13 protein-coding genes and 2 CRISPR repeat arrays are annotated in these 18310 nt (G+C 63.8%); of the genes, 4 read left to right on the top strand and 9 right to left on the bottom strand.

The window, feature by feature from the left end:
* Positions 1 to 258: 258 nt before the first annotated feature.
* From ACO6D6_RS14825 to ACO6D6_RS14840, 4 genes are all read left to right on the top strand, one after another.
* The gene (locus ACO6D6_RS14825; RefSeq protein ID WP_484786014.1) at positions 259 to 2259 is read left to right on the top strand and encodes a hypothetical protein; all 2001 of its coding nucleotides are present in this window, start codon (positions 259 to 261) and stop codon (positions 2257 to 2259) included.
* Entirely contained in the window at positions 2256 to 3485 is a 1230-nt protein-coding gene (locus ACO6D6_RS14830) for a hypothetical protein (RefSeq protein ID WP_484786015.1), read from the top strand. Before ACO6D6_RS14825 ends, ACO6D6_RS14830 begins: the two co-directional genes overlap by 4 nt.
* Before the next feature lie 362 nt (positions 3486 to 3847).
* Complete coding sequence (locus ACO6D6_RS14835; RefSeq protein WP_484786016.1) at positions 3848 to 5878, top strand: hypothetical protein; 2031 nt, start codon at positions 3848 to 3850, stop codon at positions 5876 to 5878.
* On the top strand, positions 5878 to 7161 hold the full coding sequence (locus ACO6D6_RS14840; protein WP_484786017.1) for a hypothetical protein: 1284 nt from the start codon (positions 5878 to 5880) through the stop codon (positions 7159 to 7161). The genes ACO6D6_RS14835 and ACO6D6_RS14840 overlap by 1 nt, the downstream gene beginning before the upstream one ends.
* Before the next feature lie 86 nt (positions 7162 to 7247).
* Here the strand turns inward: ACO6D6_RS14840 and ACO6D6_RS14845 are convergent, their stop codons facing one another.
* The 9 genes from ACO6D6_RS14845 to cas1 form a co-directional block, all read right to left on the bottom strand.
* Positions 7248 to 8060, bottom strand: coding sequence for an ABC transporter permease (locus tag ACO6D6_RS14845; RefSeq protein ID WP_484786018.1), 813 nt, complete (start codon positions 8058 to 8060; stop codon positions 7248 to 7250).
* A 17-nt stretch (positions 8061 to 8077) separates the two neighbouring features.
* Positions 8078 to 8845 (bottom strand): ABC transporter ATP-binding protein, encoded by a 768-nt coding sequence (locus ACO6D6_RS14850; protein WP_484786019.1) that lies wholly within the window; start codon positions 8843 to 8845, stop codon positions 8078 to 8080.
* Positions 8846 to 9358: 513 nt separating this feature from the next.
* Positions 9359 to 9982 carry an NUDIX hydrolase gene (locus ACO6D6_RS14855; protein ID WP_484786020.1) on the bottom strand — a complete coding sequence of 208 codons (624 nt, stop codon included), beginning with the start codon at positions 9980 to 9982 and terminating at the stop codon, positions 9359 to 9361.
* On the bottom strand, positions 9961 to 10578 hold the full coding sequence (gene nth, locus ACO6D6_RS14860; protein WP_484786021.1) for an endonuclease III: 618 nt from the start codon (positions 10576 to 10578) through the stop codon (positions 9961 to 9963). Before nth ends, ACO6D6_RS14855 begins: the two co-directional genes overlap by 22 nt.
* A complete protein-coding gene (locus ACO6D6_RS14865) occupies positions 10575 to 11036 on the bottom strand; it encodes a RidA family protein (protein WP_484786022.1) in 462 nt (153 codons plus the stop codon). The genes nth and ACO6D6_RS14865 overlap by 4 nt, the downstream gene beginning before the upstream one ends.
* Positions 11033 to 11197: a Sp36 family protein gene (sp36, locus tag ACO6D6_RS14870; RefSeq protein ID WP_126376329.1), complete on the bottom strand. Its 165-nt coding sequence runs from the start codon at positions 11195 to 11197 to the stop codon at positions 11033 to 11035. The genes ACO6D6_RS14865 and sp36 overlap by 4 nt, the downstream gene beginning before the upstream one ends.
* Positions 11198 to 11668: 471 nt before the next feature.
* Positions 11669 to 11953, bottom strand: a complete 285-nt coding sequence (locus ACO6D6_RS14875; protein WP_073969986.1) for a WhiB family transcriptional regulator — start codon at positions 11951 to 11953, stop codon at positions 11669 to 11671.
* A gap of 686 nt (positions 11954 to 12639) precedes the next feature.
* A CRISPR array of direct repeats spans positions 12640 to 14051; the repeat unit is 37 nt; unit sequence GTTTCAATCCGCTTTGAGGTTCGCGGTGGTTTCAGAC.
* Between the two features lie 290 nt (positions 14052 to 14341).
* Positions 14342 to 14626, bottom strand: coding sequence for a CRISPR-associated endonuclease Cas2 (gene cas2 / locus ACO6D6_RS14880; protein ID WP_278693294.1), 285 nt, complete (start codon positions 14624 to 14626; stop codon positions 14342 to 14344).
* The gene (gene cas1, locus ACO6D6_RS14885; protein WP_484786023.1) at positions 14617 to 16515 is read right to left on the bottom strand and encodes a CRISPR-associated endonuclease Cas1; all 1899 of its coding nucleotides are present in this window, start codon (positions 16513 to 16515) and stop codon (positions 14617 to 14619) included. Before cas1 ends, cas2 begins: the two co-directional genes overlap by 10 nt.
* 136 nt (positions 16516 to 16651) lie before the next feature.
* A CRISPR array of direct repeats spans positions 16652 to 17837; the repeat unit is 37 nt; unit sequence GTTTCAATCCGCTTTGAGGTTCGCGGTGGTTCCAGAC.
* The last annotated feature ends 473 nt before the right edge of the window (positions 17838 to 18310 follow it).

Genomic DNA, 18310 nt, shown 5'->3' on the forward strand with positions numbered 1-18310 from the left:
TTGAAGCTGGTTGAGCCAGCACGTGAGCGCCAGCGAACGGCTGAGTCGAAACCACCCGGCAGCCGAGAAGCAGACCCGACCCCAAGTCACCATGGTTTCGACACGACCGGCTCGCAGAACGAGCAGGTCGGCTCAACCAACTTCACCACTCCCAAGCCGGTTGAGCCGGACTGCGACGAAGGAGCAGCCCGAGTCGAAACCACCCGGTATTTCCTCGTATCCCCACCCCCGGTGAGCGGTTCTGACCGATAATTGACCATGGCCTCACGCATCGGTTTCGACCTTCTCCTTGACGACGACGATCCCCGCGCCGAGGCGAGGAAACCCGTCCCGGAGGCCACCCTCCGACTCGTGCCGCTGCTCCGGAGAACACGGGCGGCGGGGTTGTTCGTCCTGCTGGTCGCCGTCGGGTTGTGGTTTCCGTTGCAGGGGGATTTCGGGGTGCCGCAGGGCCCGCTCGTCTGGTGTTTCGTCCTGCTGGGGGCCGTCGTCGCCATCTGGTTCCTCGCCTCCCGTCCCGGGGAGGGAAGCAGGATCGTCCCGGCCTGCCTGGTGGCGGCGGGGTGCGCTGTCATGGCCGGTTTCCTGGTGAATCTGTGGTGGGCGACGTTCTCGCGGTCCTCGTTCAGCATGGGGATGCTGCTGGCCCAGGCCATGGCGGTGCTCGGCCTGGGCGCGATGACCGCCACCGACCTGACGTTGCGAGGCATACGTCACAGCCTGGATTCCTTTCCCGGTGATTTCGACGACCCGGCCCGCATCCGTCCGCTCTCCCCCGGCAAGCAGGACTCCGACCCGCCCTGGCCCGGGCCCGCGGGAAACGGGCGACGAACAGGCCGGATCGTCCTGACCCTGGCGCCCACCGTCGTCCTGGCGTTGCTGGTCGCGGCGTTCCATTTCGTGGCACCCGCGGTCCCGGTCTCCCACACCACGGTCCCCGCCCCCGATGGCGACCCGCCGGCCCGGCCGACCAGCATCGGCGCCGGAGTCGCCTGGAGCCGGGACATCCCCGGTCTGCTCGAGGTGGCCGCGGGGGCCGCGGGACCGGTGATCCTCACCAAAGAGGGCATCGCGGCCCTCGATCCCGGCGACGGCTCCACCCTGTGGAGCTATCGCCGTCCCGGCGCCAGGTACACCCGCATCGCGCAGAGCTACGGCGACAACGGCCCGGTGAACTCGTACCTGATCACCAGCCCCAACCGACGTCACGTCGCCCTGGCGATCACGGGTCCGCAGGAGAAGGAAAAAGACTCCTACAGCTCCGAAAACAACAACCACCTGGTCATCGTCCTGGACACCCTCACCGGTCGGATCACGGGCGAACACCCGTCCACTGGGCTCCGCATCCAGCTCACCGACTCTGTCATCCTGACCGGGAACACGGGCCACTCCCTGATCGACGGGCGGCGCCTGTGGAGCATCGAGGGTTCCGGCCGCGTCACATCCCAGTACGACTGCCGGGCCTACTGCGGTCCCGCGGGACACAAATCCTTGGTGCTCCGCCGCGATGGGAGAAACCTGACCCTGATTCCCGACACCGATCCCACCGCGACCACCGTCGCGACCAACATCACCCTCGACCGTTACAGCGCCGACGAGGAACCCTTGGTGATCACAAACGGCTGGACCGTCCGGTACACCGAGGCACTACCAGAGGACGAAGGCGACTTAGAGTTCACTCCGGTCAGCGGCTGGCACGCGCAGGCCGTCACGCTCGATTCCCTGGCAGGCCTGGAGGACGAGCCACCGGTCGACCTGGGGCGCACGGCGGGCCTGAACTCCGTGGCCTCCCGCGCCACGGGCACCCTGGCTCTCCGCCCCGCCGACGACGAGAACAGCTTCCATAAGATCGAGAGAGCGGGAGGTCCCTGGGTGGGCGCCGTCTTCGATCCCGCGACCCGCACCGTGACCCCCGCCTCCGAGTATGCAGGGCCGGCCGCGGCGAAGGTCGGGCTCGTGGCAGGCAGGGATGGTGGCGCGATCGCCCTGCAACCCGGCGACGGATCCGCCGGGGCGACGATCCCCATCGCGCCGGGCTCCACCTACCGTTCCCCGGATGCGCTCCTCCGGGACCGGAGTAACGGGTACTCCCCCGTCCAGCTCTACCCGAGGAGCAGCTTCCCAAGGGCGACGACGACCTTCGTGACCACCCCCGGACTCACCCTGGTCATCCTCGATCCCACGACCGGGCTGTACGACAGACCCGAAGAACCCCGCAGCCCGCACCGGCTGTACGGCGTAGCAGGAGGTCCCCGATGAAACTCACCCACCTGCTCCTGGGGGCGCTCCTCACCCTGCCCCTGAGCGCATCCACGCAACCCCCGAGTGGAGCGGAACTACCCGTGAGCATCGCCGAGGCGAACCCGTCCGCCCTCGTCGAGGCTCCCACACCGACCCGCAACGGCTGGGAGGTCGTTGTCCTGGGCCATCGCCGCCTATCCAGCGACACCGTCAGCAAAATACTGGCGGCGACGGCCAGCGGCCCCGTCCTGTCCATCGACACCTCCCCGAGAGGGAACAATGACTCCAAGGACCGCAAGACGCACCCGGCGACGATGCTGGTGGCCCTGAAACCGGAGGACGGGTCGGTGAGGTGGGCCCGCATCATCGAACCGGCCACCAAGGACTTCTCGGGAAGCGAACTACCGCTGACCCCTCAGGTCGCCTACGAGCAGGGACGCAGATCAGTCGGCAACAGCATCGTCGCCAGCCCGGACGGCACCCGCCTGGCGGTTCCTCTGCTGTCCCACATGAGGCCGGTGGATTCCACGAAAATCAGCGACCAGCGCACGAAGGTCATCGTGCTGGATGCGGCCACCGGGAACGAGGTCCGCACCGTCGAGGTGACGGGCATGGTCCTCGGCCACGCCCTGACCGGCGACTGTCTGGTGGTGGAGACCGCCGAAAACTACTACCCGGCGGGCACCGGGATCCTCAACGTCTTTCCCCTGGGCGAACCCGCAGCCGAACCGGTCACCTTCCGAACCGATCTGTGGCTGGCAGGAGCCACCACCAATTCCCTGCTCATGTCACCGCAGTTCGACAGGGAAAAGACCTCCTTCCACCCAACGGGACGTTCCCGCACCTTCACCAGGATCAGCACCTCCGGTGAGGAGCTGGGAGCGGTGACGGGCGTGTCCGATCTGCACCCCGGGGGTTGGCTGGAACGCTTCAAGGACCCGGACGCCGCCCAAGCCCTCATCGCCCAGAACCTCGACGAGCTCTCGCTCGCCGAGCAGTTGGAAAAGCTTCCCCGGGAACTGGTGAATGCCGATTCGGGTTCGGTCGTCGACTTGACCGGCGCGTCCCCCAGGGACGTGGTCACCTCCAGCGGGTGGGGGATCTTCCTGAAACCGGCCATACAACCCATCGAAAGGGAAGCAGCCCTCTGGCTGAACACGACCGCAGGCGACCAGACACCCCGCAAGGAGTTCCTGAACTACTTCAAGGAAGAGGGATACGCCGTCCACTACGCACCCATCTGACCCAACCGGATTGTCCCGGTTACGCAACACTCCCCTCCCGCGCACAAAACACCTCCAGAAACTGTTGTTGCGCACGCCCTCTGAACCCGCCCCCTCTGAACCCGCCCCCTCTGAGCCCGCCCACCTCCCCCATGCACGAATCGCGGAAGCTCGACGGTTCAACGTCGCCACCCGACGTTGAACCGTCCCCCACCAGCGTTTCATGAACAAAAGAGACCGAGCCGGCTCAACCAGCTGTGCAAGAGGTTTTGACACGACCCACTCGCTGACGCTCGCAGGCCGGCTCAACCAACTTCGGGGGCTGGGTTCGTCATTTTCCGGTAACCACTCCCACGCTCCCCGTTGATGGTCGACAATTAGGCATGGCCCCGACACCCGACGACGCCGTCACCACCGCAGATCCCCCACCGCGTTTCGTTCCTGGTCTCAGAAATCTGAGACTGGCCGGGCTGGGGGTCATCACCGCCGCTGCCCTCCTGGCCATCCCGTTCTGGGACGACGGCGTCCTGCTCCTGTCCACTGTCACGCCTCATCTTCTGGTACTGGCCGCGATCCCGGTTTTCTGGTTGCTGGCCGTCTGGTTAGGCTTCCGGAGAATCATTCCGGCCGTGATCGTTGCGGTGGGTTCGATCACGGCGGCCGGTTTCCACTGCCGCCGCTGGTGGGTGGTTTACGAGCAGTCGTCGATCCGGTTGGGGTTGCTGCTGGTCATGGCCGTGGTTTCCCTGGGGCTCGGGTTGTTCGCCGTCTCCGACCTGCTGCTGCGGGGCATCCGCGACAGCATGGATCCGTTCCCCGAGGCCCCCGACAACCCCGCCCGCTTCCGTCCCCTGCCGCGCGTCCCTGTTCCCCCGGACACCGAGGTTCGCCGGATCGCCCGCATTCTTTCCCCCTCTCTCGCGCTGGGGATCGCGGTGCTGCTGGTGCACGTGTTCGCGAATCCGGTCTCCCAGGTCACCGCGTCCCCACCTCCGGGTGATCTGCCTGCGCGACCCACCCGCATCGGCACCACACTCGCCTGGGAGAAGGATGTCCCGGGGCTGCTGGGGATAATCGCCGGGGCGGCAGGACCGGTGCTCTTCACCGACGAGGGATTGACCGCCTTGAATCCCACCGACGGCTCCGTCCTGTGGAGCTACCGCCGCGACAAGGCCTCCTACTTTCCCATTCCACATCTCAGGAGCTACGGGGGACCCGACACCCCCGATTTCACAACCAGCCCGACCGGCCGCCACATCGCCTTCCGGATCAGGAGCGCGAAAGACCTGACGGATAAACCCCGGAAAATTACTGACCAAACCTTGGTGTACGACGCCGTGACCATCATCATCGACACCCTCACCGGGAAGGTCACCGGGGAACATCCCTCCAACACAACCTGGCGCATCCAGCTCAGCGATTCCGCCCTTCTGGACGGCGACACCGCCTACAACCTGGCCGACGGCCAGCAGCGCTGGACCCTAGCTGAAACCCAACGATCAGCCACCCGCGATCTATACAGCGAATCCTGGGACTATTCCGGTCCGGCGGGACACAATTCCTTCATCCTCAGCTACACCAGGAACGGGCTCTTGGGACTATACTATTACGATGCTCTCGACGGCGTTCTGAGAGTCGCCCCCGACACCGATCCCACGAAAATCTCCGAGGTGGTGAGCATCGCGGTCGACGGCAAGTATTCCACCCCGGTTGTCGCAGGCGGATGGGTCGCGCACTTCACGGAACCAATCGATGTTCAAGACAGCGAACCCAACGAAGACGGAGAAACCCACAAGATCATCGCCAAGGGCATCGAGACGGAGGCCGTCACCCTCGATTCCCTCGCCGGTCTGGAACCGAAATCCCCGGTTGCCCTGGGCAGGACAACGGGCATCAATTCCTTCGTGTCCGGGATGACGGGAACCCTCGCCGCCTACCCGGACTATTCACCCGATACTCTTCCCATCCGGGACCTCAACGACAGGAGTGACAAACCGAAGGTGGGTGCCGTGTTCGATCCGGTCACCCGCACCGCCACTCAGGCTTCCCAATACCCCGGGCTCGCAGCAGCCAAGGCGGGAATCGCCGTGACCGCCGACGACGGGTCGGGGACCGGGGCGATCATCATGCAGCCCGGCGACGGTTCACAGGCGACCACGATCCCCATCACCCCGGGAACCACGACCATGTCTCCCGAAGCGCTGGGTGCCAGATCCCCCGACGCCCTGCCTCAGCTCACAACCCCGATCGTGGCAGCATACAACTCAACCATTTTCATGACGGTCCCGGGTCTCACCCTCGTGGCCTTCGATCCCGAAGCCGGGGTCGGGTACGAGTCACACGTCAAGGAAAAAGAGGTCGGTTACGTCCACCGGCACGTTCATCGCCTGTACGGCCTGACGGGAGAATCCTGATGAAAACCTGGAACACGGTGCTCCGGTTGTCCGCGGCGCTGTTTCTCGTCCTTCTTCCGCTCGGGTCGTGCACCCCGGCCGGGAACCGCGACAGCTCCCCCACCCCGCCTTTCTCCCTGAACCTGAAGGACGCGGGCAACAGCTACTCCCCGTTCATCACCCCCTCCCGCAAGGGCTCCGGCTGGAAACTGAGCGCCAGTGTGCCCATCGACAACAGCCGTTCGGTGCACTCCACGCCCTTCGGCATCATCATCGTCCTCAACACCTACCACCCCTTGGATACCTCCTCGAAGAACGACGACTCCCAGGCGACCAAGATCCTCTGCCTCGACCCGGCCAATGGTTCCCTGAGGTGGACCCGAATCTTGGAACCGGCGTCCTCGGAGATTGACTGGAGCGTCACCGGGACAGCCCAGGACCTGTTCAAAAGGACAGCCCAGGACCTGTTCAAAAGGGATAGCTCGCCCAGCAAACCGGCCCCCGTCGTCACCAGCCCGAACGGGCACCACCTGGCGATCATGGTCAAGCCGTACCTGGTTTCGGGGAGTTCCAGCGACATGAGCGACCAGCGCATGCACATCGTCGTCATCGACACCGAGACCGGCAATGCGACCCGCACCGTCGAGGTCTCCGGGCTGGTCCTGGGGCAGGCCCTCACCAACGATTCCCTGGTGGTTGAAACCTCCCAACACTTCTATCCGGCGGGCACCGGAACCCTCAACGTCTTCTCCCTCACCGAGGCGCAGGCCGAGCCCACCAGCTTCCGCACCGATCGGTGGCTCGCCGGAGCCACCTCGGATTCCCTGCTCGTGTCGCCCCAGAACCTGCGGGAGTACGGTCACCTGCCGACCACCCTCACCCGGATCAGCACCTCGGGCGAGGAGCTGGGCACCGTTGCGGGTGTCACCGCCGTCAGTGACGGGAGCTGGGTCTTCCGCTACCAGGACCCGGAGGCCGCGACCGCCGCCATCAAGGCGGGTTCCAAGGACGTACTGCCCAAGGAATTGTTCAACATCGAGTCCGGGGCCGCCTTCGACATCACGGATCTGGACGTTGTTTCCGCGGGCCTGTCCACGGGCCCCGGTTTCCTGTTGCGACGCCTCGTACCCGGCGACAACGATGAACAGAAACCCTTCTACGTCCCCGTATCTTGGCTGCCCGCCACCCCGGACAGCAAGGAACTGCGCACCGACGATGTGGCCTGGTTCAGCGAAGGAGATTCCAAGAAGCAGGAGGGCCGCTACATCATGCGCACCGTCCGCATGGGCGAGAAACCGGACTGAGTTTCTTCCTTGTCCGTGCAGCGCTCAATGCGCCCGGGCCACCAGGACCCTTGACGCATTGAGCACTGCACGGGCGCGATGCCGTCTCACCTGCTGCGAACCTCCCAGCGGAAGGTGCGGATCGCCGCCAGCATGACGAGCGCCGCCAAAGCGATGGTGATTCCGCTGGTCAGCCACGGATCGTGCCGCTGGAGCGGGCTGTTCGACGCCCAGAAGATGGGGTCGACGGACAGGGCCGGCGGCAGCCAGCTGATGACCTGCTGGGCAGTCTCGGGCAGCAGCCACATTGGGATTCCGGCGCCGCTGATAAACAGGAACCCGACCTGCAGGAAGGCGCTGACGCTGCTGGTGGCCTGGGAGCTGGTCATCACGCCACCCAGCCAGTACCCGATGGCCAGGAACAGCAGCAGGGCGGGAAGGGAGGCGGCGGTGAGGGCCGGGATCGCGGCCCAGTCGGCCAGCCCGATTGCCGCCCCGAGGAGGTAGAGCGCCGCGCAGAGCACCATCGCGAAGACGACCCGCAGGAACAGGTGGGTGAGCAGGAAACGGGTCCGGCTGAGCGGGGTGGTGCCGAGTACCCGGAAGGTGCCCTGTTCCCGGTACTGCACCAGGGGTCCGGCGGTCAGGTTGAGGGCGACCCCGGAAAGCGCCAGGTAGCCGCTCATGGGCAGGATCATGGCGCCGAAGTTGGCTGCGGTGCTGGAGGGCATCACCGTCGAGATCAGGAAGAACATTCCACCCATGAACAGGGGAAACACCATGGCGAAGATGAACTGGGCGCGGTTGCGGGTGAGTTCCAGCCAGTGGAGTTTGAACAATTTGCGGGTGACGGAAGCGGTGGGCATTGCGATCTCCTGGTTTGCTGCGGTCAGTGGGCGGGTGATGGAAAGGGTTGACATGACGACCTCCTTGCGGGTCACTTGTTCTGCTGGTGGAAGGAACGGCCTGCGGCCTGGAAGAAGACGTCGGTGAGGCCGCGGAAACGATCCGGTCCCTGGTGGCGTCGTTCGGCGTCGGTGATCAGCTCCGACGGGCTGCCCTCGGCGACGACTGCGCCGGCGTCGATGATGGACAGGCAGTCGCAGAGGACCTCGGCCTCCTCCATGTCGTGGGTGGACAGGATGATGGTCATGCCTTCCTGCTTGAGGTGACGCAGCGCGTCCCACAGGTCGGCGCGGGCCATCGGGTCGAGTCCGGTGGAGGGTTCGTCGAGGACGGTCACGTTCACTCCGCCGATCAGCGCCAGGGCCAGGTTGACCCGCTGCCGCTGCCCGCCGGAGAGGCGTCGCAGCTGCCGGTCGATGTAGCCGCTCATGTCGAGCAGGCGGATCAGTTCCTCCGCGGGTCGGGGGTTGGGGTAGAGGGCACTCCAGATGTCGAGGAGTTCCTCGCCGGTCAGCAGGTCGAATCCGGTGGCGTTCTGCGGCTGGATGCTGATCCGGTTCCTGACCTCGGCATTGTCCCTGACCGGGTCCAGTCCCATGGTCCGGGCGAGTCCCCCGGTGGCCTCACGCAGCCCGACGGCGATTTCGAGGGCGGTGGTCTTGCCCGCCCCGTTGGGGCCGAGAAGCCCGTAGATCACGCCCTGCGGGATCTCGAGGTCCAGGCCTCGGAGGGCTCGGACGATGCCCTTGGAGGTCGCGTAGTCCTTGGTTACGTTCTGGAAGCTGATGGCGGTGGTCATGTCGGTTCCTCCTGCGGTCCGTCGTTGAGCCCTACGGTAACAACAACTTTCCAGATGCGCAAGTACTTGCTCAAAAAAAGTCTAGTTTCTGTTCCAAGAGCACTTGCGGGGCGCATCCAGGGGGTCGCACGGTTGCGCAGCGCCCAGCCCCAATTCGCTGGCCTTGAACCTGTTTCACTGGCCTTGATCCCGGTTTGCTGGCCTTGAACCTGGTTTGCTGGCCTTGAACCTGGTTTGCTGGCCTTGTTCATGTTTGCCTGCGCTGTGAGGCCAGCAAACATCAACAAGCCCAGCGAACCGTGGGTAAGGCCAGCAAACTGTGGGTAAGGCCAGCGAACCGACGACGACAGCAGGCGGCAGCGGGCGACGGCTGGGCGGGCAGTGGTACGAGACGGCGACGACCAGACGGTCGATACCCGACCGCCGACGGTGACGGGTGGACGACCGATACCCAACCGCCGCCGACGGTGACGGGCGGACGACCGATACCCAACCGACGACGGCGGCGCTGGGTCAGTCCCTCAGGAAGCGACCCGGCACCGGTACCTCCCGACCCCGGTCCCACGACCGTTCCCAGCCCGCTACCCGCAGGGTGACGTCGAGGAGGTGGGCGGTCATGCCCCAGATGAACAGGTCACCGAGTTGGAATCCGGGACCGCGGTAGCCGCCCGGGATGGTGGCCGTAACACGGTTCACTGGGTCGCTGAGCTGCGATATCCGCAGTTGGAGCACGTTCGCGACCTCCCTGGGGTCGACGGGCGCCAGCGGCAGCGGCTCCGACCACAGCGCGACGACGGGGGTGACCTCGTAGCCGCTGGCCGGCACCCAGGCCGTCGGGAGCTGCCCGAGGACGGTGACGAGCCCCGCATCCAGGCCGACCTCCTCGCGGGCCTCCCGCAGCGCCGTGGCGACGGGGGTTTCACCGGTTTCCGCGCCGCCGCCGGGGAAGGAGATCTGTCCGGCGTGCGCCCGCAGTCCCCCGGCTCGTTCGGTGAACAGCACGGCCGGGTCGGGCTCGTCGGTGAGCAGGATCAGGACGGCGGCCGGGCGCGCGTCGCCGGGGGCGCGACCGAACTGGCCGAGCGGCCCTGCCACGCCGTCGCGCAGCGCCGCCGTCAGGCCTGAGAGCTGGGACACAGATCCTCCACGGGACAAACGGTGCAGGCGGGTTTGCGGGCGCGGCAGCAGCGGCGACCGTGCCAGATTATCCGGTGGCAGAGCATCACCCACTCGCTGGGCGGAAACAGCGCCCCGACGGCGTGTTCCACGTCGTCGGGTTCGCTGGAGTGCACCCAGCCGAGCCGGTTCGAGACGCGGATGACGTGGGTGTCGGGGGTGATCCCGGGGATACCGAAAGCGTTTCCGAGCACGACATTGGCGGTTTTGCGCCCCACCCCGGGTAGCTTCACCAGTTCGTCGAGGCTGTCCGGTACCCGGCCGTCGTGGTCGGCAACGAGTGCGCGGGCCAGCCCGGTCAGCGATCTCGCCTTGGACCGGTACAGCCCGAGACTGCTGATGATTTCCTCGACGTCGTCCTGTTCCGCCTCCGCGAGGCGTTCCGCGTCGGGATAGCGGGTGAACAGCTCCGGGGTGACCTGGTTGACGCGGGCGTCGGTGGTCTGGGCGGACAGGACGACGGCGACGAGCAGCTCGAAGGGTGATCGGTGGTCCAGGTCGCAGCGGGCATCCGGGTAGGCGGCTGCGAGCCTGGATCCGATCAGGGCCGCCGTCACCTGGCGGCGAGTTCGGCCACCAGCTCCACCTCGACGGGAGCGTCGATGGGCAGGACCGCCACCCCGACGGCGCTGCGCACGTGCGGGGTGCCGAAGACCTCGCCGAGCAGTTCGGAGGCGCCGTTGGCGACCTGCGGCTGGGCGGTGAAGTCGGTGGTGGAGGCGACGAACACCACGGCCTTGAGAATGCGGGCCACGTTGTCGAGGCCCCCGGCCTGATCGGCGACTGCGGCCAGGGCGTTCAGGGCCGCGACCTTCGCGGCCTCCGCACCTTCGGCCGGCTCGACGGCGTCACCGAGGCGGCCCGTGGCGATGAGTTTCCCGTCGCGCAGGGGCAGCTGTCCCGAGACCCACACCTGGTTTCCCACCGTGATGGCGGGGGTGTAGGCGGCGAGGGGTTTGGCGACGGGCGGCAGGGTCAGCCCGAGTTCGGCGAGTCGCTGGGTGGGGGTGCTCATCGTCCCTCCTCCAGCGGTCTCTTGAAGTACCCGACCATCGTTTCAGGGGTCGGGCCGGGTGCGACGGTGACGAGTTCCCAGCCGTCGGCCCCGAAGTTGTTCAGGATCTGCTGCGACACATGGCTGAGGATAGGTGCGGTCAGGTACTCCCATTTGGTCATGCCCCAAGCCTGCCATCAAATGCTCCACCCGGGCCAGACCGCCCACGACTCCCCGGGCACGCGCAAGAGGTTTCGACACGACCCACTCGCTGACGCTCGCGAGGCTCGGCTCAACCAACTCCCCCTCTCCAAGCTGGTTGAGCCGGACCGTGAGCACCTCCTTCCTCGAAGCTGGTTGAGCCGGATCGCGAGCTTCCTTCCCTGAAGTTGGTTGAGCCGGATCGCGGACTCCCTTCCCTGAAGCTGGTTGAGTCGGATCGCGGACTCCCCTCCTCGAAGCTGGTTGAGTCGGATCGCGAGCTTCCTTCCCTGAAGCTGGTTGAGCCAGGTCGCGAGGAACGAGCGACCCGAGTCGAAACCACCCCGCACCCGAACAGCAGACCCAACCACCCCCGCCAAGGTTCCGACACGACCCGCTCGCTGACCCTCGCCGACCGGCTCAACCGACTTCAAGAGGGACGCGGGCAACTCTCAGCTGGCTTCTTCCAAGCGACCATAGGTGAGCAAGACCTCCCGCCAGGACGTGATGTCGGGCCGGGAACGCAGCAGTCGGCGGCGTTCGCGCTCGGTCATGCCACCCCAAACCCCCCACTGGACGCGATTGTCGAGTGCCTCGGCCAGACATTCCATTCGCACTGGACAGCTCATGCATATGTTCCGGACCCGTCGTTGATCCTTTGACTCGGGGAACAAGACATCCTCCATGTCACGACATTTGGCCCGTAATGTCCATTCGCCGAGCTCACCCAGAGACATCCACACCCTCCCTCGCGTGTTGATTTTCAAAATTCAGCTATGACGCTAGCGCATCCCTCCCGAAAGCAAAAGCGCTAGAAATCGGCCACTTGACCCCCTCCGGCCCGCCGAGATCCTCCCAAGACCACGATTTTCCGCGCCCTACGGGCACTGGACGCTGTCAGTTTCCGTGAAACGCCAGCCAATCGGATGACAAATCCCGACCCGCGCACCTTAACTTTCGTTATCTAACCACTTACACAAACCGCGGAAACACCCTCGTGGCGACGCACCACCACCGCCGGGCGACGGGGGCCTGCTCCCACGAACATCTGCCCGAGCGACGCACAGCCCGGGCCCTGCGCACCCCACCCTGTAGCGATGTCACGGCCACCCCACGCCCATCCCCATCACCGACGAGTCAGTGGACAAATCACAGGATTGCACCCGAAGCACCCGGGTGCAATCCAAAGCAAAAACACCCAATCGCACCCGACCAACGGACCCGACAGCACACCCAACATTCCACAAGTCGATTTCGACGCACCCCACCCAACCAAACCCACAAATCGATTCAACAACCCCAGTTGCGGAAGACGCTAATGACAGCATGAACACCCCCATTGGCACCCATTCCCATTCAAATCCGCCCCAAGGTCCGCGGTGGTTTCAGACCGCAGCAGGCCCACGCTACGACGAGACGTTACGTTTCAATCCGCTTTGAGGTTCGCGGTGGTTTCAGACCTGTACAAGCCACTGTCTGTACTCCCCGAGTGTTTCAATCCGCTTTGAGGTTCGCGGTGGTTTCAGACGCAACGACCTCGACCCCTGCGTGGGAGTGAGAAACTGGTTTCAATCCGCTTTGAGGTTCGCGGTGGTTTCAGACTTCGCACACGCCGGGTGTCCCGGCTGTGAGTACGTTTCAATCCGCTTTGAGGTTCGCGGTGGTTTCAGACCCGTAATTATGCTGGTTGCAGCGATAGGAATATTTTGTTTCAATCCGCTTTGAGGTTCGCGGTGGTTTCAGACATGTAGCTATCTGGCTCACCGTAGTCACCATTTTTATCAGTTTCAATCCGCTTTGAGGTTCGCGGTGGTTTCAGACCGGCCTCCCCGTATGCCAACAACAACGCCGGCTTCAGTTTCAATCCGCTTTGAGGTTCGCGGTGGTTTCAGACCATCGTCTATTTTGTGGTGCTCACGCTCAACATCGGTTTCAATCCGCTTTGAGGTTCGCGGTGGTTTCAGACAACTGCACCCAAAATGATGGGTGCTTTGCAACATGGTTTCAATCCGCTTTGAGGTTCGCGGTGGTTTCATACGAGTACCGTGCATACGGTCCCTGGATAAAAATCGTTTCAATCCGCTTTGAGGTTCGCGGTGGTTTCATACGTAACATTAAAAAACGACACCTAAAGCAACTTCGAGTTTCAATCCGCTTTGAGGTTCGCGGTGGTTTCATACAGGAGGCCGTTATGGCCAAGAAGAGCGCTTTTCGTTTCAATCCGCTTTGAGGTTCGCGGTGGTTTCATACGCCAGCGCAGTTGGCCGTGAAAGCGGCACGTAAGAGCGTTTCAATCCGCTTTGAGGTTCGCGGTGGTTTCAGACCGAGGCAAAGGCCAAGGCCGAAGCTGAGGCCGCTAGGTTTCAATCCGCTTTGAGGTTCGCGGTGGTTTCAGACCAGGAGCTGGAGGCCATGTGGGCTGGCCGTCGTGGTCTGGTTTCAATCCGCTTTGAGGTTCGCGGTGGTTTCAGACCCTCCTCTTTACAGAGGAGAATCTCAGGATGGCTGAAGTTTCAATCCGCTTTGAGGTTCGCGGTGGTTTCAGACCCCCGACACCGACGCCAGATCCGACGCCGTCCCGTTTCAATCCGCTTTGAGGTTCGCGGTGGTTTCAGACTCCAAGCCCTCCGCTCGCGCGAAGGGGAGAAGGTCAGAGTTTCAATCCGCTTTGAGGTTCGCGGTGGTTTCAGACATGGACGCTTGGTTCAACCTATAGGTGGGAGGAAGGGGTTTCAATCCGCTTTGAGGTTCGCGGTGGTTTCAGACTCATCTCCGTTATTGGTGTTGTGGGGGGCAGTGTTTCAATCCGCTTTGAGGTTCGCGGTGGTTTCAGACCCTACCCCTTGGCACGCCGTCCTGACAAGCCCTGTTGCGGCGGTTTTACACACCACCCCTCCTCACCCCCTCCAACAAGCGGACAGAACCTGTCCTAAATGGGGTAAAACCCCTAGTCAAGTGGCATACACACCTGAGGCTGTTTTTGGCCGTTCTCCAACCACCCCTGTCCGAGGGTGTCTCCAAAACCCCCGGCTGCGGGCAGCCGGGATTGCCGGCTTCCTTCAACCCTACCCTCATGCCGCCTCCCGGCCCGTCCTGTCAGGCGTCGGCGGATCCGGCAGGATTCTTCACATCACCGTGTAGTGCAGCACCCGGGCCGGTGGATGGGCCTGACCCAGGGTTCGGGCCTCCTCCCAGCAGGCCGCGCACTGTCTCACGATCCACAGCGAGTCCGTGTTCTCGTCGATGATGCCGGCTGCCCGGCTCTGGATCTCCACCAGCTCCTCCGGGGTGATGCCGAGCAGGAACACGGAGTACTGGATGCGGTCCCCGTAGGCCTGGAGGAGCGCGGAGAGCTGGGCGCGTCGCTGGTCCTCGTGCACGTCGTAGGCGGCCAGGTGCATCATCGCCATGCCAGTCCCGTCCATTTCTGTTCGGGGTCCATGATGGCTGCGCGCAGCCGCTGGGCCTGTTGGTACAGGTGTCCTCGTCTGGTGGAGCGGAAGTCGTCCAGTGCCCCGGCCACGCATGTGAGCATTCTGCGTTCGTAGGCGTCCAGCATCAGTTCCCGTCCCGCCGCGGTGAGGAAGATCCCTCCCTTGTCCGCCACCTCCCGGCCGTGCGACGCGGTGAGGACGTGTTTGCGGGCCGCCGTCACCACGACGTGGTCCACCACGAGTGGGCGGAACTCCTCCATCAGGTCGAGGGCCAGGCTGGGGCGGGTGTCGTGGTCGGCGTGCAGGACACCCATGTCCGGGTCCAGTCCGGTGGCCCGCAGAGCGGTCACGCATTCGCCGAGGAGGATCGTGTACAGGAACGACAGGGCGGCGTTCAGCACATCCCTCGGGGGTTGTTTCGATCGCACGGTGAAAGCCACCTCCTCGGGGACGAGGGAACCGAGCCGCGGCCAGTACACCCTCGCCGCCGCCCCTTCCAGGCCCATGATTTCGTCGCGATTGTTCGCGTCGGGCAGCATCCGCATCAGCTGCCGGATGTGGTGGGTCACCTCCCGGGTCTCGTCCGCATCGGATCGTTTCGTGAACTTGCCCAGCAGGGTCACTTGATGGCCGAGTTTCGCCCGGATGATTTCCCGGCCGATTTCCACTTCGCGGGGTGTCCCGTCGAGCAGCAGTTGGGCCAGTACCCTGCTGCGGCGTGCGGGCCACGAGTCGTTGACCATCGCCCCCAGGTATTTTCCGCGACGCGACGCCAGTAGCACGTCGACCCCGTTCTGCAGCGCCCAGTTGCGGGCGCCGGCCGTCACCCCGACCGAGCCAAAACAAACCATTCTGGATATGTCGCTGACAGGCACGGAAAGCAGTTCGTGGTCGTCCTGGATCACCTGCACCCGTCCTTTTCTCACCTGGATGCGGCTGCCCTGTTTCGCCACGTAGAGGATTTTCTTGTCCGGTTCCCGGATGCGGCCCTCGCCTTCCGCCGGCGGGTAGCGGGGACCGAAGTCCTCCCCCAGGAAGGCGAATCCCTCAAAGAACGATGCGACTGCCGTTTTCTCCGCTCCAAGTTCCATTCCCAGCTCCTTCAACACCTTTGTTGCTGTTCTCAGGGCCTCGGGTGCGTCCCCGGGTTCTTCGAGGGCGATCACGAGGTCGTCGGCGTATCTCACCACCGGAAATCCCGCATCCACCAGCGCCTCGTCCAGGGGAATCAGCGCCAGGTTCGCGAGCAGCGGTGAAAGTGGGCTGCCCTGCGGCAGCCCGGGAAAGACACCCCGCCCCTTCCCGGGGAACCGGGTGCAGCGGTCGAGCAGCAGGTCAACCACGGCCAGGATCTCGGGTTCGGCTATCAGGAACTCCAGCTGGCGACGCAACAGGGCCACGGGAAGCGACGGGAAACAGTCGTGCACGTCCGTTCGCAGGACGTGGGTGTAGCCCTCCTCGCGGAGTCGCACCACCTCCTGGGCGGCGTCCGCCACCCCCAGTCCGGGGCGGTAACCGAACGCGGTGGCCCCGAGGAGCGGGTCGATGGTCGGGTTGATGTGTTCCAGGATCGCCCGTTCCACTATCCGGTCCCGCACCGAGGGGATGTCGAGGAAACGTTCCCCGTTCTTCTTCGGGATCACCACCCGGGTCAGGTCCGAGGGCCGGTACGTCCCCGCCCGGAGCTCCTCGGCGAGCTCCTCCAGTCTTTCCTGAACCCCCTCGGCGAACCGCTCCACCGAATCGGAGATGTCGCCGTCCTGGGCGTCCTTCTTCAACACCCTCTCCCAGGCGCAACGAAGCGCGGGCAGGGTGAAGCACTCCACGACCTTCTCCTCATCGAGAAGAAGGTTGTCAGTAATCACTATTTCCCCCTCCACGTCATGCACTAAATCCCCAACTCGCCCTGCGCAAGAGGGGATCAAGCACGAAGAAATCAGCCCATCGGGGTTCCCGAAGATTCCTCATCGGGAACAGCTCCCCGAACTGACTCAATCCGGTTTTTCAATCCGCTTCAGGGTTCGCGGTGGTTCCAGACAGACGGCTGATAAGCTCGTTGATGAGGTCCTCAAGTTTCAATCCGCTTTAAGGTTCACGGTGGTCTCAAACCAAGTGCTGACCTAGTGAACTACTTCAGCCAGCTAGTTTCAATCCGCTTCAGGGTTCGCGGTGGCTCCAGACATGAGCTTGTCAAGGAAGCCGTCGCTTCAGGGAAGGTTTCAATCCGCTTTGAGGTTCGCGGTGGATCCAGACTCCTGGAACTGCCATTCTTGCGGAAAGGAGAATAAGTTTCAATCCGCTTTGAGGTTCGCGGTGGTTCCAGACGATGACAGGTGGCACAAGGCGTTTCACGCCTTCTTGTTTCAATCCGCTTTGAGGTTCGCGGTGGTTCCAGACATCCGCCTTCGATCGAAGGGCGGAAACACCTTGTTTCAATCCGCTTTGAGGTTCGCGGTGGTTCCAGACGGGTAGCACTTCTCGCAGCGGTGACGCTCCTAATGTTTCAATCCGCTTTGAGGTTCGCGGTGGTTCCAGACCAGGCAGGCCGCCATTGATAAGGCGGATCGTGGGGAAAGTTTCAATCCGCTTTGAGGTTCGCGGTGGTTCCAGACATGAGCTGGATGAGCGGTACGCCTATTCCGCTTGGTTTCAATCCGCTTTGAGGTTCGCGGTGGTTCCAGACAGCACCCTGGCTAAGTGCCTTCTGACGACATTGTTTCAATCCGCTTTGAGGTTCGCGGTGGTTCCAGACGACAGAAAGGAATTAAATATGTTTACGAAAAAGTTTCAATCCGCTTTGAGGTTCGCGGTGGTTCCAGACGGCTGCGGTCTCTGTGGCCCCGGCTGGGCCTGCCCGGTTTCAATCCGCTTTGAGGTTCGCGGTGGTTCCAGACGCGGAGGCTATCAAGGTGTTCTACCTGGACGCCTTGGGTTTCAATCCGCTTTGAGGTTCGCGGTGGTTCCAGACAAGAAAGAATCAACATGATCGCGTTTGTGACAGCCTGGCTGGTTTCAATCCGCTTTGAGGTTCGCGGTGGTTCCAGACCTCCTCCTTGTGGGGGCGACCATCGCGGCAACGGTTTCAATCCGCTTTGAGGTTCGCGGTGGTTCCAGACATCGGCAAGTCAAGAAAGCTCTTGGACTAACGTCGTTTCAATCCGCTTTGAGGTTCGCGGTGGTTCCAGACCCTACCCCCTGGCACGCCGTCCTGACAAGCCCTGTTGTGGTGGTTTTACACACCACCCCTCCTCACCCCCTCCAACAAGCGGACAGAACCTGTCCTCAATGGGGTAAAACCCCTAGTCAAGTGCCATACACACCTGAGGCTGTTTTGGGTCGTTCTCCAACCACCCCTGTCCGAGGGTGTCTCCAAGATGCCTGGTCGCGGGGAGCTGGGCGTCTTCGTCGGAGTCTACCTCGGGCCGGGTCCCGTCCCGAGGCGCGGGATCCGACCCAGGGCGCGGTCGGGTTTGCTGTTCGGCCGCCGGTAGTGGTTTCGACACAGCCGTTCGCTAGCGCTCACGAGCTGGCTCAACCAGCTTCAAAAACTTTCACCACGAGCTGGCTCAACCAGCTTTGAGGAACCTTCATCACGGGGCGGGTCGGCCTGCTTCAGGAAGAGTGGTTTCGACACGGGCTGCTCCTTCGTCGCAGCCCGGT

The organism is Arachnia sp. (genome assembly GCF_057238465.1).